Here is a 26,075-nt window from a genome sequence, read left to right on the forward strand (position 1 = left end):
CTACAATGGTGAGCAGCAATGTTCGTGTTGAATTGTATGCTTGCTACCGGTCAGCAAATCACTTACAGTATTGCAGATGCTGCAGGTCGTATTCTGATGACCAATAAGCAAGCTGTTCAGCAAGGTATGTCTCAGGTTTCTGTAGATGTAAGCCGCATGCCAGCAGGTATTTTGTACTTGCAAATTCAAACACAAGATGGTCAGCGTACAGTACAAAAGCTGATGAAACAATAGTAAGATTTTGATACATCATTTCGCAATGCAAAGGGCTGCCAGCAATGGCTGGCCCTTTGTTTTTTGTACACCTTATGAAGCTGATTAAAAAACGACGGCTTATAATTCTTACCCGATTGACATGCACTTGTAATAGACGTCAAATCTTGATTGCACAACAAACAGTTTGCTTTGAATGAGCAAATGAAATCGTAGCGATAGATGAACGAATGGAATGTACGGATTAGAAGGCAGGACAGCGGCTTGCTCTTGGCGTTCTTCCACTGAAAGTGCCAAACTTAATGAGCGAAAACTCCAACGCTCCGTTGCCGTTATTAAACTGCTTTAAAGCAGAAGTGGTAGCATCATAACTTACGGTGAGGCGTACATCTTTCCATTGCATTCCAATCATTGCAATGGCCGCATCGCCTGCTCGTAAATAAGCACCGCCAATCACCTGCTGCTCGCCATATTCACCCAAATTATATTGGGCCATCATACCTCCCACCAACTCACTGCTACCACTTTGATAGCTGTAGTACACATTTGGATTCAAAATCCATTGATCATTGAGTTTTATACTGGCATTGATGAATGAATTGTAGCGGGCAGGAACCCGGTTATTGCTCAAAGCATCGTTGAAAAATGATTCTCTCGGATTGTTGAGGTGTAGCATGCTCACACCTGCATTCACGTACAACTTATCAGAAGGAAACCATGCATAATTTAAACCAGCCTGCAAATCGAGATAGCCAATTTGTGAATAGGCAAAAGCCTCGCCACTGGTAAGGTTGGCATCAAAGAACTTACCATTCCACTGGTTCTCCCAGGTAAAATTGGCAATGTCTATTCGCTTAGAAGCAATGCCAATATTGAAACCGGCAGAAAGCAAACTGTTGATGCCCAACTCTTGATGCCATGCAATGCTGCCATAGGCCTTGGTGGAAGTAAGATTACCTGATCCGGCTACATCTCGAAGCAGCACACCGCCCAGCCCCAGCCATCCGTTGGTAAAGCGGTCTCTCATCACCTGTACATCTCCCCAAATGCTCATGGTTTTATACGGCACCGGCAGGCCCCACCACTGATTGCGATAGCTGCCTCCAATCCGGTAATCAAAGTCGGGATTGAAACCTGTGTTGGCAGGATTGGTGAGCAAAGGATTGTTCATGAACTGGCTGAAATGCGGATCTTGTGCCTGCGCAGTATGTGGTAGCAAGCCGATGGAAAATACCGAACAACAAACAGCTACAATAGCTGTACGTTGTTTTTCTATCTGTTGTAAAATTCGCTGCATATCCATCCCGCTTTTACCTGATTAATGTAATACTACCCGACCGTTTCACTTTTTCACCCGATACCATTTCTGCTTCCAATGTAAAGCCGTAGGCATCCATTGGTTGAGGCTTACCATTGAAATTGCCATCCCAACCTGTTCGGGGTGTGGCTGTTTCAAACATAAGCTGACCCCATCGATTGTAAATTCTAAAAGTCATTTTGGCCACACCAAAACCAAACACCACGGCCCTGTCATTTACACCATCACCATTGGGTGTAAATGCTGAAACCACATCTATCAATGGATTCACAATGGCTGGTACGGGTCTGCAAATGGTATCTGTACAACCGAATTCATTGATGGCAATTAAACAAGCATTATAAGTACCTGTTTGGTTATACTGATGACGTACTAAAGTATCTCTTCTAAATGTCAGCAAAGAGTCACCATCGCCAAAAAACCACTTGTACCGGGGTACCACGGTGCTCAAATTGGTGAAAGTAGTCGGTATGTTTTCCTGTGAGGGCACAGGAGTGAAACTAAAGTCAGCGGTGGGTTTGCCAGACACTATAACGGTTTGCTCCGTTGAATCAATGATGTTGCAGGTACTGCTATCAATCGCAATCATTTTGATACGATAAGTACCCGGTACCGCATAGGTTTTTACAGGACTGACCGCCGTACTGTTGGTACCATCGCCAAAGTCCCAGAAAAATTGCTGCCCACCCAAACTATTGTTTTGGAAGAAGGCTTCGTAAGGAGCACAACCCGTAGCCGGTGTTGTAAACTGTGCATCTACCAACGGGCTCACCCGCAGCGGCAGCCGAAAAGTATCTGGCGCATTGCAATAATTGGTGTCCGTTAAAATGAGTTGCACATTGTATGTGCCTGCTCCCGGAAAAGCATGGGTTACAGGTGCAGTACCTGCCACCACCGGTGCCGAATTATCACCAAAAATCCACGTGAAAGAATTCGACTTAAATGGTTTGCCAGTGAAAGGCACACTCAGATTATCGAAACGATATGCATTGCTTTCGCAGGGCGACAATTTAGTAGCCGCCGCCTGAACGCTGGCAATATCATCGCGGATGCGAATGGTAACATAACTAGTATCTCTGGGGTAACATTTGGTACTATCCACCGATACCAGTTGAACCCGATACTGGCCAACTACAGTGTAAGTGTGTGATACATTGTTATTGGTTGTGGTAATGCGTGTGCCATCTCCAAAATCCCATTCGTAAGAACGGGCCAATGCAACGGTATCGCGGAAGCTCACAGTGATAGGTACACAACCAGAAGTATCTCCATCAACGCTACCAATGGATGATTTTACACCACTGCGGATACCCGATAAATCGAAGTTGACTTTTATAACAGCCTGGTTACAACCGCCAGAAGGATTGGTAGGCCCCACCACACCGGGTGTAATAGGAAACTGGCCGGGTGTGCAGTTTGCACAAATGCCTTGATAGATGGCACCTGCTGCATCGAAGCGGCTGGTACCACCATCCACGTGGTCAGCACCACCGGCAATGGTTGACGATGTGATTTGCCCAAAAAAAGAACCAAATAGCTGACGTGTAGCATCTCTTTCCATGACGAAGAAATAAAAGTCACGTCCGTCTGTTTGTGATTGAATTGCATCAGGCGTAATCGTCATACCCAAAGTGCCGCCTGCGGCAAACTGCGTTCCGCCTGTGCTAGGCGTAATTACAGCTCCACCCCAACCGCTTACATATACATTTTCGCAACGGTCTACCAGAAATGCAGTAGGGCTAATGTTGGGACCTGTGCTATTGGTGCCAAACACCGTACTATACACCCAACTGCTTAAATCGTTGGTCAGTTTTGCGATGAACTGTTTGCCACCTGTTTGTGAAAAAGCTGCATTACGCACCGCAAATGAGCCGGTAGAGGTACCCATGCAATAGAAGAAACCAAAGCGGTCGAACTGCACACCATAAATCTGATCTGTACCTGCAGTGCCAATGAAAGTGGAACGAATTAAAGTGCTGCCATCTTGCGTTACTTCCGCCACAAAACCATCTGCCAGGCCACCACTGTACACAGGCCCTACAGTACCCGTTTTATTACCCGGAAAATTGGCACTGGTTGTACCACCACCAACGTAAATATTGCCGGTTGGTCCGATGGTTACAACATAGGCAGCATCATCACCAGAGCCGCCCAGCAAAGTAGCAAATGTATTGCCCGAGAGGTTCGGTGGAAATTTCAGCAACAATGCATCTTGCTCACCAGATAGTGTAGATTGTATGGCATTGCCAGATAACGGAAAATTGGTACTACGGGTACAGCTCGCCACCAAAATATTGCCGGCAGCATCCAGCATTACTTCACTCCGTGCATCATCACCATAATTTTGCATCAAGCTATTGGCCGTTATAGAGCCGGTATACTTGTGTTTGATATTGACTCCATCATCGCCAGAACCACCCATGACGATAGAACCCACCAAACCACTGCCAGCTGCATTTAATTTGGTAACCACAATATCCCAACTGCCGCCTGTACCAATACGAGCTGTTGAGGGATAGTTATTGGAGGTTGTTCTTCCGGCCATCACCAGGTTGCCTGCATTGTCTACAATCAGGCTATGGGGCTGCTCGTTTGCAGAGCCTCCTAAATAAGTAGCATATACCCGCTGCGTACCAGTGGCATTAAATTTCATAATGGCAATATCAAAACCTCTGTCTTCACCGGTTTGTGTATTACCACCCGCAAATGTTCTTTGAAAAGCACCGGCAGTTACAGGATAATTATTGCCGAAAACAATGCCACCCGCATACAGGTTGCCACCTGCATCGTAGGTGGCCGTATAACCCCAGTTGTCGGAGGCGCTGCCTGTAAAAGAAGAAAACACCAGCGTGGGGTCGATGATTAGTGTTTGAGATGGATCGTAGCCACTGGATTTGAGTTTGACGGTATTGCCATTGAGTACATACTTCACAGGTACTTCTTTGCGTACACCATTCAGCAATTGATAACTCACAGGCGCCTTCTCCACTACTTCTCCAATAGAAGTTTTGACCAGCAAATCGCCATTGCTGCGCAATGACAAACGAACATCGCCGGAGTACGCAATTTGTATGTCTTGCAGGCGGGCATTGGGCTGCAAAACCAAATCATATTTCAAAAAACCATTTTCGCTGTAATACCGCACATCTACACCTGCATACATGCCTTTCATCCACACTTCACCATAAGCATGAATATTGCCATTCCATTGTGCAGGATCATTGCCTAAAATAAAGTTGTAGTAGCCGGGCTTGCTGCTTTTGTGTTTGTACCTGTGCCTTTGTATTGGCATTTACAAAAGTGACATCATAGGCATGCGAATGCAATAGCATGGTGGGTTGGCTTCCCACTTCGCCGCCTCCAGATACATCTTCTAGTGCTCCATTTTGATTGGCTGCTGTAGTGGGCTGTTTGCTGTTTGCATTTAATTCATGACCAGTAAAAGCAGCCTTAATAGCAGCCAGCTCTTCTGGCTGATGCTGCAACACACGGTAGCCTTGTTTTTTAAGAAAAAAAGCACCATTGGTGAGCTCACCTTTGTAGAGTACATCGCTGTGCCACTGTCCTTTGTTTTGAATGTATTCAAAACTTTGTGCCTGCACCGCCATGCTGCACACAATCGTTCCAATGAGGAAAAGGTATAGTTGTTTCAAGTGTTTCAAAGTGATAATCAAGTTACGTGTACAAACGTAAAAGGGACGTTATTTCTTATCAGGAAATCTTCGACCAGAACGTTTTTCCTTTTTTGGCCAACAAGTGTTGACGCAAAGCTGCATGCTCCGGCTTCATTAGTTCCACATCTTCTTCCAGCAAATTCTCTGCCATACGTTGCGCTGCTTCCATCAATGCTTTGTCGTGCATGATGGAGGCCAGCTTAAAATTGAGCATGCCGCTTTGGCGGGTGCCTTCAATATCGCCGGGGCCGCGCAGCTCCATGTCTTTCTCTGCTATGCGAAAACCATCGTTGGTTTCACACATAATCTTTAACCGTTCCCGGGCGTCGGAGGTTAATTTGGGGCCGGTTAATAAAATGCAAAAGCTTTTCTCGCTGCCGCGGCCCACCCTGCCCCGCAGCTGGTGCAATTGGCTCAAACCAAACTTTTCGGCACTTTCTATCACCATCACACTGGCGTTCGGCACATTTACCCCCACTTCAATTACAGTTGTACTCACCATAATTTGAGTGTCGCCTTTTACAAACCGTTGCATGTTGGTGTCTTTTTCTTCGGCACTCATGCGCCCATGCACCATGCTGATGTAAAACTTCGGTTCTGGAAAAAATGCTTTCACATTTTCATAGCCCCGCATCAGGTTTTCATATTCCAGTTTGCTGCTTTCTTCTATCAGCGGAAAAATGATATATGCCTGCCGGCCTTTCTGAATTTCTTCGCCCACAAATTCCAGCACATTGTGACGGCTGCTTTCGTAGCGATGCACCGTGGTAATGGGTTGCCTGCCGGGCGGCAGTTCATCCATCACCGAGCAATCCAGATCGCCAAACAAACTCATGCTGAGTGTACGGGGGATGGGTGTTGCCGTCATCACCAATACATGCGGTGGTATCTCATTTTTTTGCCACAGCTTACTGCGCTGCTCTACCCCAAAACGATGCTGTTCATCAATCACCACAAAACCGAGGTTTTTGAATTGCACCGTGTCTTCTATGAGTGCATGGGTACCAATGAGGATATGAATTTCTCCATCAACAGCCCGTTGTAAAATCTTCCTGCGTTCGGCGGCTTTTACACTACCCGTAAGTAAGGCCACCGTAACGGGCATGTCTTTCAGCAATTGGCTAATGCCCGCAAAGTGTTGCTGCGCCAGTATTTCCGTGGGTGCCATCAGGCAGCTTTGAAAACCATTGTCGGCGGCCAACAACATGCTGAGCAAGGCCACAATGGTTTTGCCACTGCCCACATCGCCTTGCAGCAAGCGGTTCATTTGATGGCCACGACCACAGTCGGTGCGTATCTCTTTAATCACCCGTTTTTGCGCATTGGTGAGTGCAAAGGGTAAATGATTTGCATAAAACTCATTGAACAACGCCCCCACCTGATGAAAGATGACGCCCTTGCTCAACTGATGGCGTTTGATTTTTACTTGATTGAGTTTGATTTGCAGCACAAACAATTCTTCAAACTTCAACCGGCGCAGCGCCGCATCATAACTCGCCTGATCGGGTGGAAAATGAATATTGCGGTACGCTTCAAACCTCGGCATGAGCTTACCCGCAGCCATAATAGATGCCGGTAAAAACTCGGGCACATCACGGGGAGAAATTTGCGGCAACAAGGCAGCGGTGAGTTTGCCCAGTGCCCTGCCCGTTATAAATTTTGTTTTGAGCTTTTCGGTAGTCGGATAAACCGGTTCCAGAAAATTTCGGCCTGCTACATTTTCCTCATCGGCGGGTTCTATTTCGGGATGTGTAATGCTGGGTCGGTTTTTAAACCAGGCTACTTTGCCATACACTACATATTGCCTGCCGGGCACCAGCATTTTCTTCACCCATTGCACGCCCTGAAACCAGGTGAGTTCTAATTCTCCCGTGCCATCCCGCAAAATAGCCGACAGCCTTTTGCGACCCTTTTCGCCTATTTCTTCCGGCTCTCCGAGTATGCCCCGCACCTGCACCATTTCCATACCCGGCGCTATGGCCGATATAGGAAACACCCGTGTTTTATCAATGTGCCTGTACGGAAAATGCTCCAGCAAATCGCCAAAGCTGTGGATGTTCAATTCTTTGCGCAGCATATCGCCCCGTTGCGGTCCCACGCCTTTCAGGTATTCAATAGGCGATTCTAATATGGATGGTCCATGCTGCATGCGTGGCTAAAATACATCATGCATGCAAGCGGAGAGTATTTGCCAAAAGAAGAGGCATTTTTTACAGAAAATTTATTGTGGTAAACACAATAAAATGCATGCTACACAGGCAAGAAAAAAACTTCATGAGCAGTTAAACCATCATTGTTTTTTCCCATCTCTACTCTTGCTAACAACACTTGTTCATTGCATTAATCAACAAAACAAACACTATGAAACGCATCCATTTTTCATTTGGCCTTTCCCTGTTGCTGCTTGCTTTTACCCTTGTTTTTTCTGCCTGTTCTAAATCGGGAGCCGATGAAAGCAGTTCGTCAGTGGCACTCTACCTGACGGACGGACCGGGTGAGTTCGATGCCGTCAACATCGACATTCAAAAGGTGGAAGTAAAAGTAGACACCAACCGGGCACACAAAAACGACGACAATTTTGGCCGTGGCGACAATGACAATGATGATCATTTGGGTCGCAGCGATGCCTTTGGTTTTTGGGTAGATCTGAACGTAACACCGGGCGTGATTGACGTACTCACTTTGCGCAATGGTATTGAGCAAAAGCTGGGCGAAGCCGGCATTAGCGGTGGCACGGTGCGTAAGGTGCGCATTACCCTCGGCAGCAACAACACCGTTGTAAAAAATGGTGTTACCTACAACCTCACCCTTTTCAATCCCGTGAACAATTATGTGTACATCCCCATCTTTGATAAGCACCGCGAAAGAGGCATTGGCAATGGCATCAAAGTCTGGATGGATTTCGACGTGGCCAGTTCTATTGTAGAAGTGAATGGTCAGTTTTTCCTTAAGCCAGTCATTCGTCCTTTCTGCAACGCCAATTTTGGTACGGTAGCCGGTACCGTAAAACCTGCTGAAGCCAAAGCTGTGGTACGCATCAGCGATGGCGCCGGTTTCAATGCCGTAGCACTGCCCAACCGCGAAGGCAACTACAAACTGCGTGGCCTGCCCGATGGTACGTACACTGTAACCTTTGAAGGCATTGCCCCCTATATTGCCCAAACCAAGACCAATGTAGTGGTGAAAAAAGGAGAAACCACCAAGCTCGAAACCGTCACACTGTTGAAATAAATAACCCCTGGAAAGTTGATCGTAAAAAGCCATCCATGTGATGGCTTTTTTTATGCAGGCATTTTTTCTGAAAAGCCTTGCTGCAGCGCAGAAAGCACGGTTTCAACACGGGTGAAATGTTATCTTCGCCGCCCTATGAGTAAAGAACGAGTGTTGACGGGCATCAGGCCCACCGGTTTTCTGCATTTGGGCAACTATTTCGGGGCCACCCGCAATTTTTTGCAAATGCAACAAGCGTACGATTGTTATGTGTTTGTGGCCGACTGGCATAGCCTCACCACGCACCCCGATACCAAGGAACTGCAAAACAGCGTACGCCGTGTGGTAGCCGAAAACATTGCCTGCGGTCTCAATCCCGACGAAATAACCTTGTACGTGCAAAGCGATGTGCCCGAAATTTCGGAGCTCTATCTCTACCTGAATATGCTGGCCTACAAAGGCGAGTTGGAAAAGACTACCACGTTTAAAGAAAAAGTGCGTCAGCACCCTGACAATGTGAATGCCGGTTTGCTCACCTATCCGGTGTTGCAGGCGGCTGATATTCTCATACACCGGGCAGGCAAAGTGCCCGTGGGCAAAGACCAGGAGCAACACCTGGAAATGGCCCGCAATTTTGCGCAGCGTTTCAATTTCCGCTATGGTGCTGGTGAGGAAATTTTGCCCGAACCACAAGCGTTCAACTACAGCGGCGGCGAACTCATTAAAATTTTGAGCCTCGATGGCAATGGCAAAATGAGCAAGAGCGAAAATGCGATGAACACCATTTACCTCTGCGACGAAGCTGATTTGCTGCGCAAAAAAATCATGAAGGCCAAAACCGACCAGGGACCTGCAGAGCCCAACAGCCCTAAGCCCGATTATATCGAAAACCTGTTTACCCTTATGAAACTGGTGAGCAGCGCCGATACCGTGGCCAAGTTTGAAACCGACTACAACAACAGCAGCACCGGCAATGTGGTGATTCGCTATGGCGATATGAAAAAGCAATTGGCCGAAGACATGGTGAATTTTTTGCAACCCATCCGCGAAAAAACCAATGAGCTGCTCAACAACCCCGAAGCACTGGGCAAGGTGATGCAGGCCGGCAAAGACAAAGCCCGGGCCAGCGCCGCCGAAACCATTCGCATGGTGCGGGAAGCCGTTGGTGTGAAATACTATTAATCATTTTTTATCTGTAGGTCGGCAATTGGTTGGCAGAAAGGTCGTTTTCCCTAACTTGTACCCCGCTGCTGCATTGCCGCCATATCAACATTTTTGATCCATTTTAAATAGCACTTTCTGCTCATGGCAAAATCGAAGAAGCCGAAACACATAGCGATTGCAGGCAATATTGGCGCCGGCAAAACCACCCTGACCGAGCAACTGAGTAAACACTACCGCTGGATTCCTCAATTCGAAGATGTAGAACACAACCCCTACCTCAACGATTTTTATGAGGATATGCCCCGCTGGAGTTTCAACCTGCAGATTTATTTTCTGAATAGCCGCCTCAACCAGATTCTGGAAATACAGCGTGGCAATGAAACCATTATTCAGGACAGAACCATTTATGAAGACGCCATGATTTTTGCGCCCAACCTGCACGACATGGGCCTCATGAGCAAACGTGATTTCGATAACTACTACAAGTTTTTTGAAACACTGCGCAGCATGGTTCAACCACCAGACTTGCTCATTTATCTCAAAGCATCGGTACCCACGCTGGTAGGTCAAATTCAAAAGCGTGGCCGCGAATACGAAGAAAACATTCGCCTCGATTATTTGAAAAAACTGAACGAATACTACACCCGTTTCATTGAGTCGTACACCGAAGGACCGGTGCTGGTAATTGATGTAGACAAAAACAAATTTGCAGAGCGGGAAGAAGACCTCGGCGAAATTTTGCAAAAGATAGACAGCCAGTTGTTTGGTTTGTTTTAACCGAAACGACTATGCTTCACAATAAAAAACCTGCTGACATTATCAGCAGGTTTTTTATTGAGAAATATTGAGGTGACTTTAATTGACCACAAATTGCTGTAGCCTGTACCCGTAGTAAGGTGATGGTGCCATCACATTGATTAGTCCAATGCCTTTGGCATACCAACTTTCCAGGCTCAACGAATCGGTAAATGGTGCTGCGGCAGTGAGTTGAAATTGTACAGTGGTGCGAACCTGCATCACATTTCTAAAAATTTTGTTGCCCACATTTACATCCACATTTTTTCCAATCAATTCCATTTTCAACCGCATTTTCACAGGTTGCCCGGCCAGTACAGCTACATATTCGGCACTGTTCCAGCTGGCACCAACATTCACGGTTTCTTTCAAAAACACCCACTCACCTTCTACAGGCAAATCAGTTCCTCCAAACACATCCAAATCGCCAAAGGAAAAATAGTCGCCCGGTGTTTTTCTGTAATAAGAAGAATCGACCACCGAGCCGGTGAGATACACATCCCGAAATACATCATACGCTTTGCCGGTTAATGCTTGCGTAAGCGTAGTGCCCGTAGCTATGCTGCGTACCGTATCTGCAGGACCAGCAGCAGGGTCGTTGGATATGTAATTCCACCAGCTGTTGGCCGTGGTTGGAAAATAATCAGTGCCTGTGGCGGTTACCACCTGATAAACATCGAGGGTAAATGAACACATGCTGTTTTTGAAACGCACATTGTAATTGAAAGTACCGGGATTGAGCGGTGCACCAAATGCCTGCAGCTTCAATTGTGCCACACCTGTAGAGGATACACTGCCGGTATCAGCAAAAAACAAACCGTTTATAGTATCTGTCTGAATGATGTAATCACCAGCCTTTGAAAAGTTGACATCTACCAAAATATAATGGCTCGTATCGCTGTCGATGCGCTGGCCATACACACCCTGCAATTCAATATTGGCGCAGGCACCAGGTGCACCGTCCAAAATGCCCTCCGCATTGTTGCCTGGTGGTTTGGCACCTGTTTCGGTGCTAAGCTCTTTGCTGCAGCCCAGCCATAGCGTGGCCAGCATCAGGAGTGTGAGTATTGGTAATAATCGTTTCATACGTGTTTGGTTTTCGCTATCACGACACCAGTGCTTCGTCGGACGTTGCAGAGTTTGTTTCTACTGTGATGTTGTTTGCGGCTTTTTCTTCTTTTTTGAAAAAACGATTTTGAAACAACAATATTATAATGAGCCCGATGGAAATACTGGCATCAGCAATATTGAACACCGGACTAAAAAATTCAAAAGGTTCGCCACCCCATACGGGCACCCATGCCGGGAAAGTAGACTTGATAATGGGGAAGTACAACATGTCTACTACTTTGCCATGCAAAAAGCCGGCATAGCCACCACCTTCGGGCATGAAAGCAGCCAGCTTACCGGTGCCGTACTCACTGGCTTCAAAAACCATTCCGTAAAACATGGAGTCAATCAGGTTGCCAATGGCGCCTGCAATAATCAACCCTACGCAAATGATAAAGCCGGGATGTTCTTTCTTTTTAATGAGCTTGCCCACATAGTACAAGCCAAACACCACCGCTACCATTCTAAACAATGTGAGGGCCATTTTGCCCCAGCTGCCGCTACTGCCCAATTTCCAGCCCCATGCCATGCCTTCGTTTTCTACAAAGTGGAGCTTAAACCAGTTGCCAATCATGTTGTGCTCTTCGCCCAGGTAATAATTGGTTTTAATGTAAAACTTCAACCACTGATCTAAAAACAAAACCAGCAGTATCAGGGCAATGATGTGTCGCTTTTTCACAGAAAGAATTTGAAAATGTTGGCGGCAAAGATAACCGGATTAGCCCCTGCAAAATAGGTGCTGTGGGTATTAAGAAAAACCTAAGGCCTTCGCTACTCGGCTTCTACATACACCCGCTTTACCCGCTGGCTGATACCGGTCATTATCTCGTAAGTAATGGTGTGGCACCAGCTGGCCACTTGCTGTATGCTGATGTGGTCGCCAAACACTTCTACCCCATCGCCGGGCTGCACGGCAGGCAAATCGGTTACATCCAGCATGGTCATATCCATGCACACATTACCCACCACAGGTGCGGTTTGGCCATGCAACCACATGTGGCCAATGCCATTACCCAACTGCCGCGGGTAGCCATCGGCATAGCCAATGCGAACGGTGGCAATTACAGAAGGCCGCTGCAACACTGCCTTGCGGCCATAGCCTACAGTTTCGCCAGCTTGCTACTTTTTTTACCTGTGCTACGGTGGTGTAAAGTTTCATCACCGGTTGCAGTCCAGTATTGCCGCCATACAACCCTACACCCAACCGTACCATATCAAAATGTGCCGATGGATGCCGCAAGATGGCTGCAGTATTGGCACAATGCTTTAAAAAGGAATAACCCAAACCATCAGACAATAACGAGCATGCATTGCTGAACAAGCCAATTTGCTCTTGTGTAAATGCATCGGCAGCCGCATCTTCACTGGCTACCAAATGCGTAAATACCGAACGCACCTGCAATACCTGCTGTTGCTGCAGCTGTTGCAACAACGTCGGTACTTCTTCAACAGCAAAGCCCAGTCGGTGCATGCCTGTATCTATTTTAATATGAATGGGCCAGCTCTGTACACCGCGTTGTTTGCACCATTCCAGCAATGCCTGTAGCAATTCAAATGAATACACTTCGGGTTCAAGATTGTATTGCTCCATTACATCGAAAGATGGCTGGTCGGTATTCAATACCATGATGGGTAAATGAATACCCGCCTGCCGCAACGCCACCCCTTCGTCGGGGTAGGCCACAGCCAGATAATCAACACCACTAAACTGTAAGGCCCTCGCTATTTCAGCATCACCACTGCCATAGCCCGAAGCCTTGACCATGGCCATCATTTTTACGCCGGGGTGTACATGCTTTTTATAAAACTGCAGGTTGTGCTGTACCGCTGGCAAATGAATTTCCAGTACCGTTTGGTGTTGCTGCGCTTCCAGTTGCTGCGCTACTTTTTCCAGAGCAAACTGACGGCCACCTTTGATGAGTATGTCTTCTCTTTCAAAATGTAACTGCGGCAATGCTGCCAGCAATTCGCTTGGTTTGCATAAATGTATGTACGGGAAAAGATAACATTTCCGTTTGCTGCAATACCTGCTGCCACACCGGCCCTACTGTAACGAGGCGATGAATTGCTTTGGTTTGCAACAATTGCAGCAGTTGCTGATAATTTCCAAGATTGCCGCTTCCTACAGATAAGTCGCTCAGCACAATGCTGCGGTGTTCATTTCTGCTTGGCTGAAACAGTAATTCAATGGCTTGTACCAGCGACGTAAAATCGTTGCTATAACTATCGTTGAGCAGGTTGCAATGACGAATGCCTTTCTTCCATTGCATCCGCATATCCAATGGTCGTAGCTGCTCAATGCGTTGTTGAATGATTTCCCAACCATAACCTGCATACAGCATATAGCACACTACATGCATCGCATTCATGATGCTGGCATCGTCGGCAAATGGAAAACGCAATGAATGATAGGCTGCCTCGTATTGAAAATCCACCATTGCAAATGATGTCTCTTTTTTTATTTCCAATAACTGCAACCATACTCCATCATGATAACCCCAGTTGAGCAATTGCCCTTTGAATTTTTTTGCCACTGATGCCACAGCCGCATCATCTGTATTACAAATGATGGCCGTGCAACTTTGAAAGAGTCGCCATTTTTCCTGCAACTTTTCCTCCACACTGGCAAAGCCTTCTGCATGTGCATCGCCCAGCATGGTGAAGATGCCAATAGTGGGTTGAATGATCGATTGCAAAGCCTGCATCTCGCCCCGTTGCGAAATGCCTGCTTCAATAATGGCCAACTGTGTATCGGGCTGCATCAACCATACACTCAGCGGTACACCTATTTGCGAATTGTAGCTCTTGGGGCTACGGGCTATTTGTACATCGTGATGCAACACTTCGTACAACCACTCTTTCACAATGGTTTTGCCATTGCTGCCTGTGATGCCCACTACAGAACAATGAAACTGTCTGCGATGTGCGGCAGCCAATTGCTGCAAGGCTTTCAAGGTATCGGGCACCTGCAGGTACACCGCATCCTCCATCATGTTTTCTGGTACATGCTGGCAAAGAAAAACACGCACCCCTTGCTGATAGGCATCATGCATAAATGCATGCCCGCTGCGCTGTGCAGTATCAATAGCAACGAAAAGCGTTGCTGCAGGAAAAGCCATACGCCTCGAATCGACTGACAGGTATTGAACAGACATAACACTGCTACCCTGCTGCTGAATGTGCAGCATATTGGCAAGTTGCAGCGATGAGTACATAGAATGCATGCAGCGCAATGTTTATGGCAATACTGAATCGTCTACGGCATCAAGCGGCATATTTTTCTTCTTCATAAACAAAGAATAGAAAATAGAACCCGCAATACAGAGTGCAATTACACCAAGTGAAATGCCTACTTGTACCGGCTTGCTCACCCACATGTTTATCCAGTGTTCACCCAGCATTTTTACACCAATAAATACGAGCACAATGGCAATGCCTTGTTGCAGGTAATCAAACTTATTAACCGCACCACGCAGCAAGAAGAACAATGAACGCAAACCCAATACAGCAAAAATATTGCTGGTGTAAATAATCAAGGGATCACGGGAAATGCCCATCACAGCAGGAATAGAATCCAGCGCAAATACAAGGTCAATAGCCGCCAGCAATACCACCACTACAAACAAGGTAGTATACACTGGTTTTCCATTTTCCCGAATCATGAATTTGCCATCTCCATCGGTAGCCGTGAGTGGTATAAACTTTTTCAGCAGTTTGTAGATCTTGGATTCATGCGGATCGAAAGCCTCGTCTTCATTGGAGGTAAACATTTTGTAGCCGGTGTACACAAGGAACACGCCGAAAATGTACAATACCCAATGAAACTTAGCCACCAATGCCACACCCACCGTAATGAACAATATGCGGAATACAATGGCCATCAAAATACCAATGAGCAACACCCTCGAATAGTTTTTGGGCTGCACATTAAAGGAGTTGAAAATGAGAATGAACACAAAAATGTTATCGATGCTCAGGCTCCATTCCATAAGGTAGGCACTCAAAAATTCGAAAGCCAGTTGGTACTTACCTACTGCTACATCGGCAGTGGTATTTTCTGTTGCCAGTTGTGGGCCTTCAAACAACAGAAATACAAAAAACGCCAATGCCAGCCCTACCCAAAAAAAGGTTTGGTACAAGGCCGATTTAATGCTGATGATTTTGTTTTTCTTACTCAACAAACCCAGATCCATTACCAATGCAACGGACAATACGATGCCGAAAACGAGGTAAACAATTTGATGTGCACTCATGCCTTATGGTATAATTGAAAATTGAAATGTTTTAGCGGGTGTATCGTTTGCGGCGCAGCCATTGCATAATGCCGGCGGCCATCAACAGCAACAGCAATGGCAAGCCAATGTTCAGCATCCGCCATTGGTTGCCAGAGGCTTCCAGCTTTTTAGGATCGAGCAGGCGGAGCGTAAAGTCTTTGCTGCGGGTGGCCATGATGCCAGTCTCGTCCGTCATGTAATCAATGGCATTGAGCAAAAAGTTTTTATTGGCAAACTGGTATTGTGTGTAGGGGTTGGTACCCATGGCCAGCGGGCCTTCACGGCTGAAACCATTAAGCACCCAGTCGCCATCGCCGGTTATCAACACCTGACCGGGCTTGCTGGCATTGGCCAAAAATGGCGTACCCATTGCAGCCAAAGAATCTGCCACAGTTCTCGGCAAGCGGTTCGCAAACAAACTATTGAATTTGCCTTGCAACAAAACCGCCAGCGGCACATTGCTTTGCTTAAATGCAGCTGCGTTATCCAGCCTCTTTAGTATCTCTACTGTTACAATCAGCGGTGCATTTTCGGTACGGGTAGTGTTGCTACTGGTGAGCAAAATACTTTTCTCAATGCCTTCCGCTTTTACCGTATCAATGCTGTTGGGAAACTGCATGATCACTGCATCCAGATTTTTAGCAATGGGGTGATTGCTCTGGCTGTAGAGCAATGGAAAATACGGCCATGGCAATAATTCAATCTGCGGTTGATCACCCACCATACCCACGGCTTGTGGCAACACATCGCTCTGCTTATCCTGCACCAGATTTTGATTGATGCGGGCTCCGTATTTGAACATCAAATCATCAATGCGCAAATCACGGCCATAGGCTGTAAAATCTTTACCGCTGCGCACCAGGCTGTCCATGTCAGCATGCAGGGCATCCATCAGCAACAACAGTTTGCCACCCCGCATCAGGTACTGGTCAATTTTTAATTTGTCTTCATCGCTAAATGGCGTAGTCGGTTTTACAATCATCAATGCTTTGATGCTATCGCTGATGTAAGGTTGCTTGCTGCAGGTTCAGCAAGAAGAAGCGATACTTCGATTGCAGTGTTTGGCTGAGGTCGTAGGTTTCGGGCCCCATGGGCTCGCCATTGCCCACCGCATAGGCCACGGTAGGCACATAGCTACTTTGCAGACTGTTGATAGCCGAGGCAAAAAGGTATTCCATTTGCGCCTCAGCATTGTTGATGGTTTCAAATTGCAAGCCGGCCGCATTGGGATTGAGAAAGCCTTTGTTGCCTTGACCTTCCAATAAATTCACGGTGGTAAAATCATCGCCACTACGCACCAGTGCTACAGGATAATTGAACACTGCACTGGAACCTGTTTTGGTCACTTCATTTTGCTTAACAGCGCTGCTTTTAAGCCACGTAATTTTAAATGTGTCATCCAACGGAAAACGAACGGAGTCGTTCATGAAATCATCTGGCGACACAAACCGGTACGTTAGATTGCCATTGCTGATGCTGCGGCAGTCGGCCAGAAAACGATCGGTGGCTTGTGCCAGTTTGCGAAAGCCCGATGGCAAATCATCGCCACCCAACAGCACGGTTATTTCTACAGGCGCTTTCAGTTGTTGCAGCAATTGCTCACTGGCATTGCTCACGGTGTAACGCTGCTCCGCAGTAAGGTCTACACGGTATTGCCACTGTGCACTCAGCAATATGAGAGCTACAGCTGCCACAACCACCAACCATCCGATATATTTTTTCATCATCCTTTTTGCTTCAAAAAATTCTATTAACGACGGGCCAGCAACGATCGGGTACCAAACAAAAACAAGCCAATGATGACACCGAAATACAACACATCATTCAACGCTATTACACCGCGGCTCACATTTTTATAATGTTCATCCATGCCCAGCAAGGCCACCCAGTAATCGGCGCCACCTTGCAATGCAGGAATACCTGCTACTACCGCAAAAGCACTGTACAACAAAAAGCTCATGAAAGCCGCCAGCAAGAAACTAACGATTGGATTGGCAGTGAGGGCACTACTGGCAATACCAATGGCCGTGAAAGCACCAGCCAATAAGATCAATCCGATATAAGAACCTGCTATGCCGCCGGTATCAATGCTGCCGTTGATGCTGAGCATGCTGATGGTAAGAACATACAACAACGTGGGCAGCAGCGCCAGCAACACCACTGTAAGTGAGGCTGCATATTTGGCCCATACAATTTGCCATAGGCTGACGGGTCTTGTTTTCAGCAATTCCCAGGTGCCACTTTTAAATTCATCGCTCAGGCTGCGCATGGTAACGGCAGGTACCAATAGCAAGAGAATCCATGGTGCCAATTCAAAGTATTTATCGAGGGTGGCGTAGCCAAAATCGAAAATGCTGGTATCGGGAAACACAAACAGAAACAGACCCATCAGCAGCAAAAACAAGCCAATGGATAAGTAGCCGGTGAGGCTGCTGAAAAACTGCCGGAGTTCTTTTACAAAAAGTGCTTGCATAAAGTGTACAAATTAACGGCTAAGCGGTGAAATGCCCGCAGGCTGCTTACAGCAAAGCAAAAGTTTAGCAATTACTGACATGGCTGGATAAATCATTGATAGCTGTAATATCAGGCCCATTGTATATTTCAATTTCACGCCCTTTTTCCGCTAGCCCTCATCGGCCTGTCGATGAGTACACCCTATTCTGTAAGAAAAATTAATACCCACCATGAACCTTTCAGGAAAGACTGGAAGTGGCTTGCATTTGCGCAAACACTTTCTGGCCCTAAGCGTATGTATACTGAGCCTACTGCCAGCATTCGCTCAAACGGGCAAATGGAATGACCCCAAAATTGACATCGTTTTCCGATCGCTGCTGGCACAACAACACCTGCCCGTGCAGCAGCAAAAAATGCCGGTGGCACAGGTAGCCAAGCCCACAAGAGCTCAAGTGCCCGGCCAACAGCGCATGGAAGACCGCTACGATTGTATTGTGTACACCAATGCGCCAGGAGTACTGGCTACAAAAGGCTTTGTTATCCGGAGTATTCAGCCGGGTTTTGTTACAGCCTGGGTAAGTCTGGCTGAAATACCGGCACTGGCAGCATTGCCAGAAGTACGCTATGTGCAAGCACCCGAAGTATTGGAAGCCCACAACGATGTAGCCGTAGGCAACACTGGTGCTTCGCTGCTGCACCAAGGCGTGGTAAACAATACCGTGTACAAAGGCAAAGGCGTAATTGTTGCCATTTTTGATTCGGGTATCGACTGGGATCATCCCGATTTCAGAGATCCGGTGGATCAAACTAAGAGCCGCATTCTGCGTATATGGGATCAAACGCTGACACCTATTGCCGGCGAATCTTCGCCAGCGGTACTCGGTTATGGGGTTGAATACACACAAGCCCACATCAACAATGAAATAGACGGTACCCCAGCCAGCTACGTACGTACACAAGATGTAAACGGACACGGCAGCCATGTGGCAGGTATTGCTGCTTGGTAATGGTGCGGCTCAAGCCAGCCGTAAATACACAGGTATGGCGCCAGAGGCAGACATTGTAGTGGTAAAAGGCGGCGAAAGCAGCTTTACCACCACCAACATCATCAATGGCATGAGCTATCTGCAAAACCTGTCTGCAACGCTGGGCAAACCCGTAGTGCTCAACATGAGCCTGGGTGGCCTTACCGGGGCACATGATGGAACCCGTGCCGATGAGATTGCACTGGATAATTTTACCGCTTCTGGTCCCGGCCGTGTGGTAGTGGTATCTGCCGGCAACAGCAATGGCAGCTTGCTGCATACTACAGCAACGCTAAACAGTGCTGCCAGCCAAACGGTCAATTTTACTGTACCCTCTGGCACCAGCGGCACCGATGTGTTTCAATACCGGGTGTATGCCAATGATAACAGTAACGTGTCGGCATTGGTGACAACGCCCAGCGCAGAAAATGTGACCGCTGCAGCAGGCGAAAGCAAGGCTGTATCTGTTGCCGCCGGCAATTTTACCGTCAACATTGTCAACGATATTGATCCCGCCAACGGCGACCGGTATGTAAACCTCTACATTACCAGAACTGCCGGCAACCCTGTTGGCACCTGGTCGTTACAAATCACCAACAATGCTGCAGTACCCATTACACTACATGGATGGCTCAACTACCGCAGCACCAGTTTTTCAACCACCAGTGTATCCACCGGCGATAATAATTATCTGGTAGGTTCGCCGGGTAATGCCAGCAGTGCGATAACGGTTGCCTCATTTGTTGGTAAAATTGGCTGGTACTCGCAAGGAGCAAACGGTGGTTTCATTTACAGCGGCGGCGCCACGCAGATCAAATTTCTACTTTCAGCTCCATTGGCCCCCGCCGCGATGGAGCGCAAAAACCGGATATCTCTGCTACTGGTCAGGCGCTGGTTTCGGTATTGTCGTCCAACTCTACACCTGCTTCTACGCAAGATGTAGTGATTACAGGATTGTACAGCAAAAACCAGGGAACGAGCATGGCTTCGCCGGTGGTAGCTGGTGCTGCTGCATTGTTATTACAGGCTCATCCAACCGCTACGGCCGCACAAATCAAAACCTATCTTACAGGCAATGCCAGCAACGATGCCCTTACCGGAACCGTACCCAACACTACCTGGGGCTACGGCCGGGTGGATGCCTTTAAGGCACTCGCTTCTTCATTTACCTGTGCGGTTGACAGAAAAACCTATGCCTATGACAACCCATACACCAGTGCTCAGGATGCCAGTGTTGCGCTTACCACCCAACGTGTTGCAGTACGTTTTACCCCCGATTTAACGGGTAAGCTCGGTGGTCTTTTTTACCATACAGTAAGCAATGCTGGTGCTGGCGGTACTTTCAGCCTCACCAGTTTAACGGCAGAAATACGGAGCAATAATGCAGGCAATCCCGGTACATTGTTGGGCACTGTAAATATCAACACCAGCGCTGTGGCACTGTTCAGCTGGAACTACCTCGACCTCAGCAGTCTCAATCTCAATGTAACCAGCGGCACCGATTACTTCGTGGTGCTCTACGCTGGTGCTTCCAGTACCTGGGGTGTACGCCGCGATGCGACGGGTACTGTAGACAACCGTTCACTCCTATCAACCGATGGTGGCAGTAGCTGGAGCAATCCTGGTTATGACTACCGCATACGCTCTGTTGTGTATGCTCACAGTTTGGTACAAAATGGTACGCTTGCTGCGGCCGATGCCACCGACACAAGGGATATCAACTCAACACAGCAATTTCAGTCGAACTGTGCCCTCATAGCACAAGTAGTGCCCAATGGCGCCAACCCCATTACAGGCACCGTGGAAACCAAAGTTTGGGTAGAAAGCGCTGCACCTACACACAACAACCGTCCTTACGTTCGCCGGCATTATGAAATTACACCTGCCACTAATGCGGCAACTGCCACAGCCCGGGTTACGCTTTATTTCACACAGGCCGATTTCAACGATTTCAACGCCAATCCATTCAGTTCACTCGATTTGCCAGTAGATGCCACCGATGCACTTAACAACAAGGCAAACCTGCGCATCAGCAAACTGCCGGGCAGCAGCAGCGATGGTTCTGGCCTCGTAGGCACATATACCGGAAACGCTACTGTAATCAATCCGAATGACAACGATATTGTATGGAATGCAGCTTACAATCGTTGGGAGGTAAGTTTTGATGTAACAGGCTTTAGTGGTTTCGTGGTACAAACTGTTTCTTTCCCCTTGCTGCCCATTGTATTGGAAAGTTTTACTGCCAGCAAGCAAGGCGCAGCACACCTGCTCCATTGGAAAGCCAACTGTGGCCAGGCCGCTGCAACATTTACTGTAGAAAGAAGCGGTGATGGAATTCAATTCACTTCATTGGGATCTCGTGCAGACCAGTGCCAACCGTTGCCTGCAACCTTTCCAGTGGAAAGATGATGCACCACTTGCTGGTACCAACTACTACCGCATCCGCATGCAGGAAGCTGGTGCAGACACCCGCTATAGTCAGGTATTGTTACTCCAAACAAATGCCCGTGAGGTTACCAGTTTGCAACCCACTGCGCTGACGAAGGGCGGTATGCTGATGGCCAGTTTTGCTGATAACGGAAACGGATTGCTGCTCATATCAGACGCTGCCGGAAAACTGTTGTACAGCCGAAATTTGCAGCAAGGAGTACAAACGTTTAGCTTGCCCATTCAAACAGCTGGCGTCTATTTTTATCGCATCCAAAATGCACAAGGCCAAACCAAGGCCAACGGCAAACTGGTAGTGCAATAAAAACGACTTCTTCATACGCAAACAGCCGCTTCAATATTGAAGCGGCTGTTTTTTTTACCATAAAAAAACGACTGCCCAAATGAGCAGTCGCCTATGTTGACAAAAACTAATTCGCTACTATTTACACAGCAAAACTTTCACCACAACCACAGCTGCGGCTGGCATTGGGGTTGTTGAAATAAAAGCCCTTGCCATTGAGGCCATCGCTAAAATCGAGTTCGGTATTTACCAGATACAAAAAGCTTTTGAGGTCGCACACCAGTTTCAGGCCTTTGTCTTCAAACACCTGATCCATGGGTTTCTGCTCATTGTCGAAATCCATTTTGTAGGTAAGACCGCTACAGCCACCGCCTACCACACTTACCCGCAAAAAGTAGCTGTCGTCGCCGGCAATACCTGCGTCCGCCATCAGGGCGTCTACTTTCTTTTTGGCCTTATCGCTTACCGTAATGGCATTGTCTACTGCTATACTCATATCCAAATCAATTGGTTGGTTGGCTATTGTCAAAAACCGTTCCGTGGCAAATGTACTGCCAATTTGTACGTACAAATGAAGCGGTAGCTGGCAATTTCCTCATTTCAAAACAAGGATTCCTGAAAGCGCAAAACAGCCGGTAAAGGCTGCTTTGCATCTTAGATTACCTTGAAAAAAATCCGTTTATTAGTGTACCACGCTGTCTTCAAACTTCAACGCTTCCATGCCATTTTTTACACGGTAGTCGTTAATGGCTGCTTTAATGGCGTCTTCGGCCAGTACTGAGCAGTGAATTTTTACAGGTGGCAGGTTCAGCTCTTCTACAAACTCCATGTTGTCTACAGTGAGGGCTTGGTCAATGGTTTTGCCCTTGAGCCATTCTGTAGCCAGGCTTGAAGAAGCGATGGCAGAGCCGCAACCAAATGTTTTGAATTTGGCATCGGTGATGGTGCCGGTAGCGTCGTCTACTTCAATTTGCAAACGCATTACGTCGCCGCACTCAGGAGCACCCACGAGGCCGGTACCTACATTCTTTTTGCTTTGTCCAGTGTGCCCACATTCTTGGGGTTCTGGTAGTGGTCAATTACTTTTTCTGAGTATGCCATGGTGTTTAGTTTTTAAGTTGACTGGTTAACAGGTTGACAAGTGAAATACAAATTAGTAGAAGGTGGCCAACACTTATCAACTGGTCAACCTTCCAACTTTCCAACTCCATTAGTGGTGTGCCCACTCAATGGTATTGAGGTCGATGCCTTCTTTGTACATCTCCCACAAAGGGCTCATTTCGCGGAGCTTGAGCACGGTGTTGGTGATTTGCTCAATGGTATAATCAATTTGTTCTTCGGTAGTGAAACGGCTGAGGCCAAAACGCAATGAAGAGTGGGCCAGATCGTCACCGAGGCCGAGGGCTTTGAGCACATAGCTAGGCTCGAGGCTGGCACTGGTACAAGCCGAACCAGAGCTGAGTGCAATGTTCTTATTGAAGCCCATCAACAAACCTTCACCTTCTACATACTTAAAGCTGATGTTGCTCACATGGGGCAAACGATGAGCAGGATCGCCGTTTACGTAGGCTTCTTCTATTTTCAGCAGAGCCTGCTCCAGCTTGTCGCGGAGGCGGCTGGTATGCGCTGCATCTTTGTCCATTTCGAGGCGGGCCAGTTCGCAGGCTTTACCAAAACCTACAATGCCGGGTACGTTCAGCGTACCGCTACGCATGCCACGTTCGTGACCGCCACCGTCCATTTGGGCAGTCACTTTTACACGGGGGTTCTTACGGCGTACATACAAGGCACCTACGCCTTTGGGACCGTACATTTTATGGCCGGTAAATGCCATGATGTCGATGCCGTCGGCTTTTACATCTACTGGAATTTTACCTACAGCTTGTACCGCATCGCTAAACAACAGTACGCCGTGCTTCTTGGCAATAGCGCTGATTTCACGGATGGGCTGAATCACACCAATTTCATTGTTGGCGTACATGATGGCAATGAGGATAGTAGTAGGCTTAATGGCCGCTTCCAGCTCTGCCAGGTCTATCAATCCGCTGGGTTTTACATCGAGGTAAGTTACTTCGGCACCCTGCTTTTCGAGGTGCTTGCAGGTATCGAGCACGGCTTTGTGCTCAATGTTCATGGTAATGATGTGGTTGCCCTTGCTGGCATACATTTCGAACACACCCTTGATGCCAAGGTTGTCGCCTTCAGTAGCACCGCTGGTGAAAATGATTTCTTTCGGATCAGCATTGATGAGCTGAGCTACCTGCTCACGGGCATAGTCTACGGCTTCTTCTGCCGCCCATCCAAAAGGGTGGTTGCGGCTGGCAGCGTTGCCAAACTGTTGGGTAAAATAAGGCACCATCGCATCTACCACACGAGGATCGCAGGGGGTAGTCGCATTGTTGTCGAGGTAAACAGGTAATTGAAGGTTCATATTTTTCACTTGGTATTTTACGAAAATAATAGCCGGCACCGGTAGCGGGTGCTGGCTAATCAGTACTAACAACACAAATGTAGTTCATTTGGTTGCCTGCGAAAAAACCAAACCCGCATGGCACAAGGCTTTTTCCACAAATCGTAAGGCAAGGATGGGGTAAATTTGCCCCGGCAATAAAGCCTGCCCACTATGAACAAAATTGAACACATCGGCATTGCTGTTTCTACCCTCGATACTGCCATTCCTGTATACGAAGCCCTGCTGAATACGCCCTGCTACAAAACCGAGGAAGTAGTTTCAGAAAATGTAAAAACGGCCTTTTTTCAGGTGGGCCCCAATAAAATTGAATTGTTGGAAAGTACCGACCCCGACGGCGTCATTGCAAAATTCATTGCCAAAAAAGGCGAAGGCCTGCACCATATGGCCTTTGAGGTAACCGATATCTACGCTGAAATGGAGCGGTTGACAGCTGCGGGTTTTGTGCTGCTGAACGAGCAACCCAAGCTGGGCGCCGACAATAAACTGGTTTGTTTTGTACACCCAAAAGGCACTAATGGCGTGTTGGTGGAGCTGTGCCAGGAAAGACAATGAGGGATGTGCTAATTAGCTAATGTGATAATATGCAAATGGAAAAATGCATAGTGTAAAGACGATCCGCTTTCTCTCTTTCTCTGCGGTAAACGAATAATGCATGAGGAAAATTCGCTCCAATTTCTTCCGATTTTCGACCTTACCGTCTTCCCGACTTTCGGACTACGGAATACGACATACTTAGATTTCACCAAAGACTCAGGAATTTTCTACATTTTAGAAATATAACCTCTCCCAGCCTCTCCAAAGGAGAGGAGACATAGAGTGGGTTACCTTTTCCGGACTTCCCGTCTTTCGGACTTCCCGACTCCGGACTACCGACTCCTGACTATAACCCCAATTTCTCCACCGCCTGGAGTGCCGCCATTTGGCTAGCGTCTTTTTTGTTGAAACCACGGCCGGCGGCTATCACTTCGCCATCCAGCTTTACGCCCACAATAAACAGTCGGCGGCCCCGCTCCTGCTTTTCTTCCAATGTTTCAAAATCAATACTGCGGCTTTGCTTGTTGGCCCAGCCAATCAGTTTGTTTTTGATGTTGATGTCTTGGAGTTCCAAATCATCGAGCAGCAGGTGTGGCAGAATGATGCGTTTGGTGACCCAACGCAAGGTTTGTTTGTACCCTTTATCCAGGTAAATGGCCCCTACCAAGGCTTCCAGCGTATTGCCGAAAATCTGGCTGTTTTTGAGGGCACTGTCAATTTTGTTGAACTGGGTAATTTTTTTCACCCCCATTTTCAGGGCAATGTCGTTGAGCATTTGGCGGTTCACCATTTTGCTCCGCATTTCCGTCAAAAAGCCTTCACCTTTTTTAGGATAACGCATAAACAGGTAGTCGGCTACCACGGCACTTAAGATAGCATCGCCCAAATATTCGAGTCGTTCATTGTTTTCTTCGGCTGTTTCTTTCACCGAGCGGTGGCTCAGTGCCGTCAGGTACAGTTCTACATTGCCTGGTTTAAAACCAAGCACATTCTTCAGCTGCTCCCTGAAATTTTCCCGATGTTTATCGGTGCTAAAAATGGATGATAACCAACTCACGCAAAAGGCAAAATGAGATTTGCTACACTAAGAAATGAAAAAT

At 47.4% G+C, this 26,075-nt stretch carries 25 protein-coding genes and 1 pseudogene; 9 read left to right on the top strand and 17 right to left on the bottom strand.

The features are described from left to right. The first annotated feature begins 36 nt into the window (after window positions 1-36). The gene (locus tag GLV81_RS14900; protein WP_197428437.1) at window positions 37-234 is read left to right on the top strand and encodes a T9SS type A sorting domain-containing protein; all 198 of its coding nucleotides are present in this window, start codon (window positions 37-39) and stop codon (window positions 232-234) included. A gap of 223 nt (window positions 235-457) precedes the next feature. Here the strand turns inward: GLV81_RS14900 and GLV81_RS14905 are convergent, their stop codons facing one another. The 4 genes from GLV81_RS14905 to recG are packed head-to-tail and all read right to left on the bottom strand — an operon-like array spanning window position 458 to window position 7,354. Further along, entirely contained in the window at window positions 458-1,510 is a 1,053-nt protein-coding gene (locus tag GLV81_RS14905; protein WP_157479578.1) for a PorP/SprF family type IX secretion system membrane protein, read from the bottom strand. Window positions 1,511-1,523: 13 nt separating this feature from the next. After that, complete coding sequence (locus tag GLV81_RS14910; RefSeq protein ID WP_157479579.1) at window positions 1,524-4,823, bottom strand: DUF7948 domain-containing protein; 3,300 nt, start codon at window positions 4,821-4,823, stop codon at window positions 1,524-1,526. Beyond that, window positions 4,750-5,184: a DUF7948 domain-containing protein gene (locus tag GLV81_RS14915; RefSeq protein ID WP_157479580.1), complete on the bottom strand. Its 435-nt coding sequence runs from the start codon at window positions 5,182-5,184 to the stop codon at window positions 4,750-4,752. The genes GLV81_RS14910 and GLV81_RS14915 overlap by 74 nt, the downstream gene beginning before the upstream one ends. 58 nt (window positions 5,185-5,242) lie before the next feature. Then, window positions 5,243-7,354: an ATP-dependent DNA helicase RecG gene (gene recG, locus GLV81_RS14920; protein WP_157479581.1), complete on the bottom strand. Its 2,112-nt coding sequence runs from the start codon at window positions 7,352-7,354 to the stop codon at window positions 5,243-5,245. A gap of 212 nt (window positions 7,355-7,566) precedes the next feature. Here recG and GLV81_RS14925 point away from each other — a divergent pair, with 212 nt between their 5' ends. From GLV81_RS14925 to GLV81_RS14935, 3 genes are all read left to right on the top strand, one after another. Then, entirely contained in the window at window positions 7,567-8,436 is an 870-nt protein-coding gene (locus GLV81_RS14925) for a DUF4382 domain-containing protein (protein WP_157479582.1), read from the top strand. 135 nt (window positions 8,437-8,571) lie between these two features. Beyond that, entirely contained in the window at window positions 8,572-9,597 is a 1,026-nt protein-coding gene (gene trpS / locus GLV81_RS14930) for a tryptophan--tRNA ligase (RefSeq protein ID WP_157479583.1), read from the top strand. A 123-nt stretch (window positions 9,598-9,720) separates the two neighbouring features. Next, complete coding sequence (locus GLV81_RS14935; protein WP_157479584.1) at window positions 9,721-10,356, top strand: deoxynucleoside kinase; 636 nt, start codon at window positions 9,721-9,723, stop codon at window positions 10,354-10,356. A gap of 78 nt (window positions 10,357-10,434) precedes the next feature. On the opposite strand, the gene GLV81_RS14940 is transcribed toward GLV81_RS14935, so the two are convergent. From GLV81_RS14940 to GLV81_RS14980, 9 genes are all read right to left on the bottom strand, one after another. Then, window positions 10,435-11,460, bottom strand: a complete 1,026-nt coding sequence (locus GLV81_RS14940; RefSeq protein ID WP_157479585.1) for a hypothetical protein — start codon at window positions 11,458-11,460, stop codon at window positions 10,435-10,437. Between the two features lie 19 nt (window positions 11,461-11,479). After that, window positions 11,480-12,163, bottom strand: a complete 684-nt coding sequence (locus GLV81_RS14945) for a lipoprotein signal peptidase (protein ID WP_157479586.1) — start codon at window positions 12,161-12,163, stop codon at window positions 11,480-11,482. 92 nt (window positions 12,164-12,255) lie between these two features. Beyond that, the gene (locus tag GLV81_RS14950; RefSeq protein ID WP_197428439.1) at window positions 12,256-12,564 is read right to left on the bottom strand and encodes an alanine racemase; all 309 of its coding nucleotides are present in this window, start codon (window positions 12,562-12,564) and stop codon (window positions 12,256-12,258) included. Next, a complete protein-coding gene (gene alr / locus GLV81_RS14955; protein ID WP_197428443.1) occupies window positions 12,494-13,450 on the bottom strand; it encodes an alanine racemase in 957 nt (318 codons plus the stop codon). Before alr ends, GLV81_RS14950 begins: the two co-directional genes overlap by 71 nt. Next, complete coding sequence (locus GLV81_RS14960) at window positions 13,419-14,708, bottom strand: Mur ligase family protein (protein ID WP_157479589.1); 1,290 nt, start codon at window positions 14,706-14,708, stop codon at window positions 13,419-13,421. The genes alr and GLV81_RS14960 overlap by 32 nt, the downstream gene beginning before the upstream one ends. 12 nt (window positions 14,709-14,720) lie before the next feature. Next, entirely contained in the window at window positions 14,721-15,737 is a 1,017-nt protein-coding gene (locus GLV81_RS14965) for a TerC/Alx family metal homeostasis membrane protein (protein WP_157479590.1), read from the bottom strand. A gap of 31 nt (window positions 15,738-15,768) precedes the next feature. Next, window positions 15,769-16,740, bottom strand: coding sequence for a Gldg family protein (locus GLV81_RS21365; protein ID WP_157479591.1), 972 nt, complete (start codon window positions 16,738-16,740; stop codon window positions 15,769-15,771). 13 nt (window positions 16,741-16,753) lie between these two features. Further along, the gene (locus tag GLV81_RS21370; protein WP_157479592.1) at window positions 16,754-17,485 is read right to left on the bottom strand and encodes a GldG family protein; all 732 of its coding nucleotides are present in this window, start codon (window positions 17,483-17,485) and stop codon (window positions 16,754-16,756) included. A 23-nt stretch (window positions 17,486-17,508) separates the two neighbouring features. Continuing rightward, window positions 17,509-18,231, bottom strand: a complete 723-nt coding sequence (locus tag GLV81_RS14980) for an ABC transporter permease (RefSeq protein WP_157479593.1) — start codon at window positions 18,229-18,231, stop codon at window positions 17,509-17,511. 211 nt (window positions 18,232-18,442) lie between these two features. On the opposite strand from GLV81_RS14980, the gene GLV81_RS14985 reads away from it, so the two are divergent. Genes GLV81_RS14985 through GLV81_RS15000 form a run of 4 tightly spaced genes read left to right on the top strand, consistent with a single transcriptional unit; the run spans window position 18,443 to window position 21,989 of the window. Then, entirely contained in the window at window positions 18,443-19,219 is a 777-nt protein-coding gene (locus tag GLV81_RS14985; protein ID WP_157479594.1) for a S8 family serine peptidase, read from the top strand. Then, window positions 19,194-20,180 carry a S8 family serine peptidase gene (locus tag GLV81_RS14990; RefSeq protein WP_157479595.1) on the top strand — a complete coding sequence of 329 codons (987 nt, stop codon included), beginning with the start codon at window positions 19,194-19,196 and terminating at the stop codon, window positions 20,178-20,180. The genes GLV81_RS14985 and GLV81_RS14990 overlap by 26 nt, the downstream gene beginning before the upstream one ends. Beyond that, complete coding sequence (locus GLV81_RS14995) at window positions 20,072-21,646, top strand: S8 family serine peptidase (RefSeq protein ID WP_246186385.1); 1,575 nt, start codon at window positions 20,072-20,074, stop codon at window positions 21,644-21,646. The genes GLV81_RS14990 and GLV81_RS14995 overlap by 109 nt, the downstream gene beginning before the upstream one ends. Then, on the top strand, window positions 21,597-21,989 hold the full coding sequence (locus GLV81_RS15000; protein WP_197428456.1) for a T9SS type A sorting domain-containing protein: 393 nt from the start codon (window positions 21,597-21,599) through the stop codon (window positions 21,987-21,989). Before GLV81_RS14995 ends, GLV81_RS15000 begins: the two co-directional genes overlap by 50 nt. Before the next feature lie 121 nt (window positions 21,990-22,110). On the opposite strand, the gene GLV81_RS15005 is transcribed toward GLV81_RS15000, so the two are convergent. The 3 genes and pseudogenes from GLV81_RS15005 to GLV81_RS15015 all read right to left on the bottom strand — a co-directional run bounded on the left by GLV81_RS15005 (window position 22,111) and on the right by GLV81_RS15015 (window position 24,399). Next, window positions 22,111-22,464, bottom strand: a complete 354-nt coding sequence (locus tag GLV81_RS15005; protein ID WP_157479598.1) for a HesB/IscA family protein — start codon at window positions 22,462-22,464, stop codon at window positions 22,111-22,113. 186 nt (window positions 22,465-22,650) lie between these two features. After that, window positions 22,651-23,069, bottom strand: a pseudogene (gene iscU / locus GLV81_RS15010) (Fe-S cluster assembly scaffold IscU). 109 nt (window positions 23,070-23,178) lie between these two features. After that, window positions 23,179-24,399: an IscS subfamily cysteine desulfurase gene (locus GLV81_RS15015; protein WP_157479599.1), complete on the bottom strand. Its 1,221-nt coding sequence runs from the start codon at window positions 24,397-24,399 to the stop codon at window positions 23,179-23,181. A 192-nt stretch (window positions 24,400-24,591) separates the two neighbouring features. Between GLV81_RS15015 and mce the strand changes: the two genes are divergently transcribed. Beyond that, window positions 24,592-24,993: a methylmalonyl-CoA epimerase gene (gene mce, locus GLV81_RS15020; protein ID WP_157479600.1), complete on the top strand. Its 402-nt coding sequence runs from the start codon at window positions 24,592-24,594 to the stop codon at window positions 24,991-24,993. Between the two features lie 328 nt (window positions 24,994-25,321). On the opposite strand, the gene rnc is transcribed toward mce, so the two are convergent. Next, window positions 25,322-26,032, bottom strand: a complete 711-nt coding sequence (gene rnc, locus GLV81_RS15025; protein WP_157479601.1) for a ribonuclease III — start codon at window positions 26,030-26,032, stop codon at window positions 25,322-25,324. Window positions 26,033-26,075: the final 43 nt, after the last annotated feature.

This window comes from Phnomibacter ginsenosidimutans (assembly GCF_009740285.1).
Classification (GTDB): Bacteria; Bacteroidota; Bacteroidia; order Chitinophagales; family Chitinophagaceae; genus Phnomibacter; species Phnomibacter ginsenosidimutans.

What these genes read in the sequence shown, in the direction of transcription:
- GLV81_RS14900 (WP_197428437.1), top strand. Translation starts at nt 37, where the DNA reads ATGCTTGCTACCGGTCAGCAAATCACTTACAGTATTGCAGATGCTGCA.
- GLV81_RS14905 (WP_157479578.1), bottom strand. Translation starts at nt 1,510, where the DNA reads ATGCAGCGAATTTTACAACAGATAGAAAAACAACGTACAGCTATTGTA.
- GLV81_RS14910 (WP_157479579.1), bottom strand. Translation starts at nt 4,823, where the DNA reads ATGCCAATACAAAGGCACAGGTACAAACACAAAAGCAGCAAGCCCGGC.
- recG (WP_157479581.1), bottom strand. Translation starts at nt 7,354, where the DNA reads ATGCAGCATGGACCATCCATATTAGAATCGCCTATTGAATACCTGAAA.
- GLV81_RS14925 (WP_157479582.1), top strand. Translation starts at nt 7,567, where the DNA reads ATGAAACGCATCCATTTTTCATTTGGCCTTTCCCTGTTGCTGCTTGCT.
- trpS (WP_157479583.1), top strand. Translation starts at nt 8,572, where the DNA reads ATGAGTAAAGAACGAGTGTTGACGGGCATCAGGCCCACCGGTTTTCTG.
- GLV81_RS14935 (WP_157479584.1), top strand. Translation starts at nt 9,721, where the DNA reads ATGGCAAAATCGAAGAAGCCGAAACACATAGCGATTGCAGGCAATATT.
- GLV81_RS14940 (WP_157479585.1), bottom strand. Translation starts at nt 11,460, where the DNA reads ATGAAACGATTATTACCAATACTCACACTCCTGATGCTGGCCACGCTA.
- GLV81_RS14960 (WP_157479589.1), bottom strand. Translation starts at nt 14,708, where the DNA reads ATGCATTCTATGTACTCATCGCTGCAACTTGCCAATATGCTGCACATT.
- GLV81_RS14965 (WP_157479590.1), bottom strand. Translation starts at nt 15,737, where the DNA reads ATGAGTGCACATCAAATTGTTTACCTCGTTTTCGGCATCGTATTGTCC.
- GLV81_RS21365 (WP_157479591.1), bottom strand. Translation starts at nt 16,740, where the DNA reads ATGATTGTAAAACCGACTACGCCATTTAGCGATGAAGACAAATTAAAA.
- GLV81_RS21370 (WP_157479592.1), bottom strand. Translation starts at nt 17,485, where the DNA reads ATGATGAAAAAATATATCGGATGGTTGGTGGTTGTGGCAGCTGTAGCT.
- GLV81_RS14980 (WP_157479593.1), bottom strand. Translation starts at nt 18,231, where the DNA reads ATGCAAGCACTTTTTGTAAAAGAACTCCGGCAGTTTTTCAGCAGCCTC.
- GLV81_RS14985 (WP_157479594.1), top strand. Translation starts at nt 18,443, where the DNA reads ATGAACCTTTCAGGAAAGACTGGAAGTGGCTTGCATTTGCGCAAACAC.
- GLV81_RS14990 (WP_157479595.1), top strand. Translation starts at nt 19,194, where the DNA reads ATGTGGCAGGTATTGCTGCTTGGTAATGGTGCGGCTCAAGCCAGCCGT.
- GLV81_RS15005 (WP_157479598.1), bottom strand. Translation starts at nt 22,464, where the DNA reads ATGAGTATAGCAGTAGACAATGCCATTACGGTAAGCGATAAGGCCAAA.
- GLV81_RS15015 (WP_157479599.1), bottom strand. Translation starts at nt 24,399, where the DNA reads ATGAACCTTCAATTACCTGTTTACCTCGACAACAATGCGACTACCCCC.
- mce (WP_157479600.1), top strand. Translation starts at nt 24,592, where the DNA reads ATGAACAAAATTGAACACATCGGCATTGCTGTTTCTACCCTCGATACT.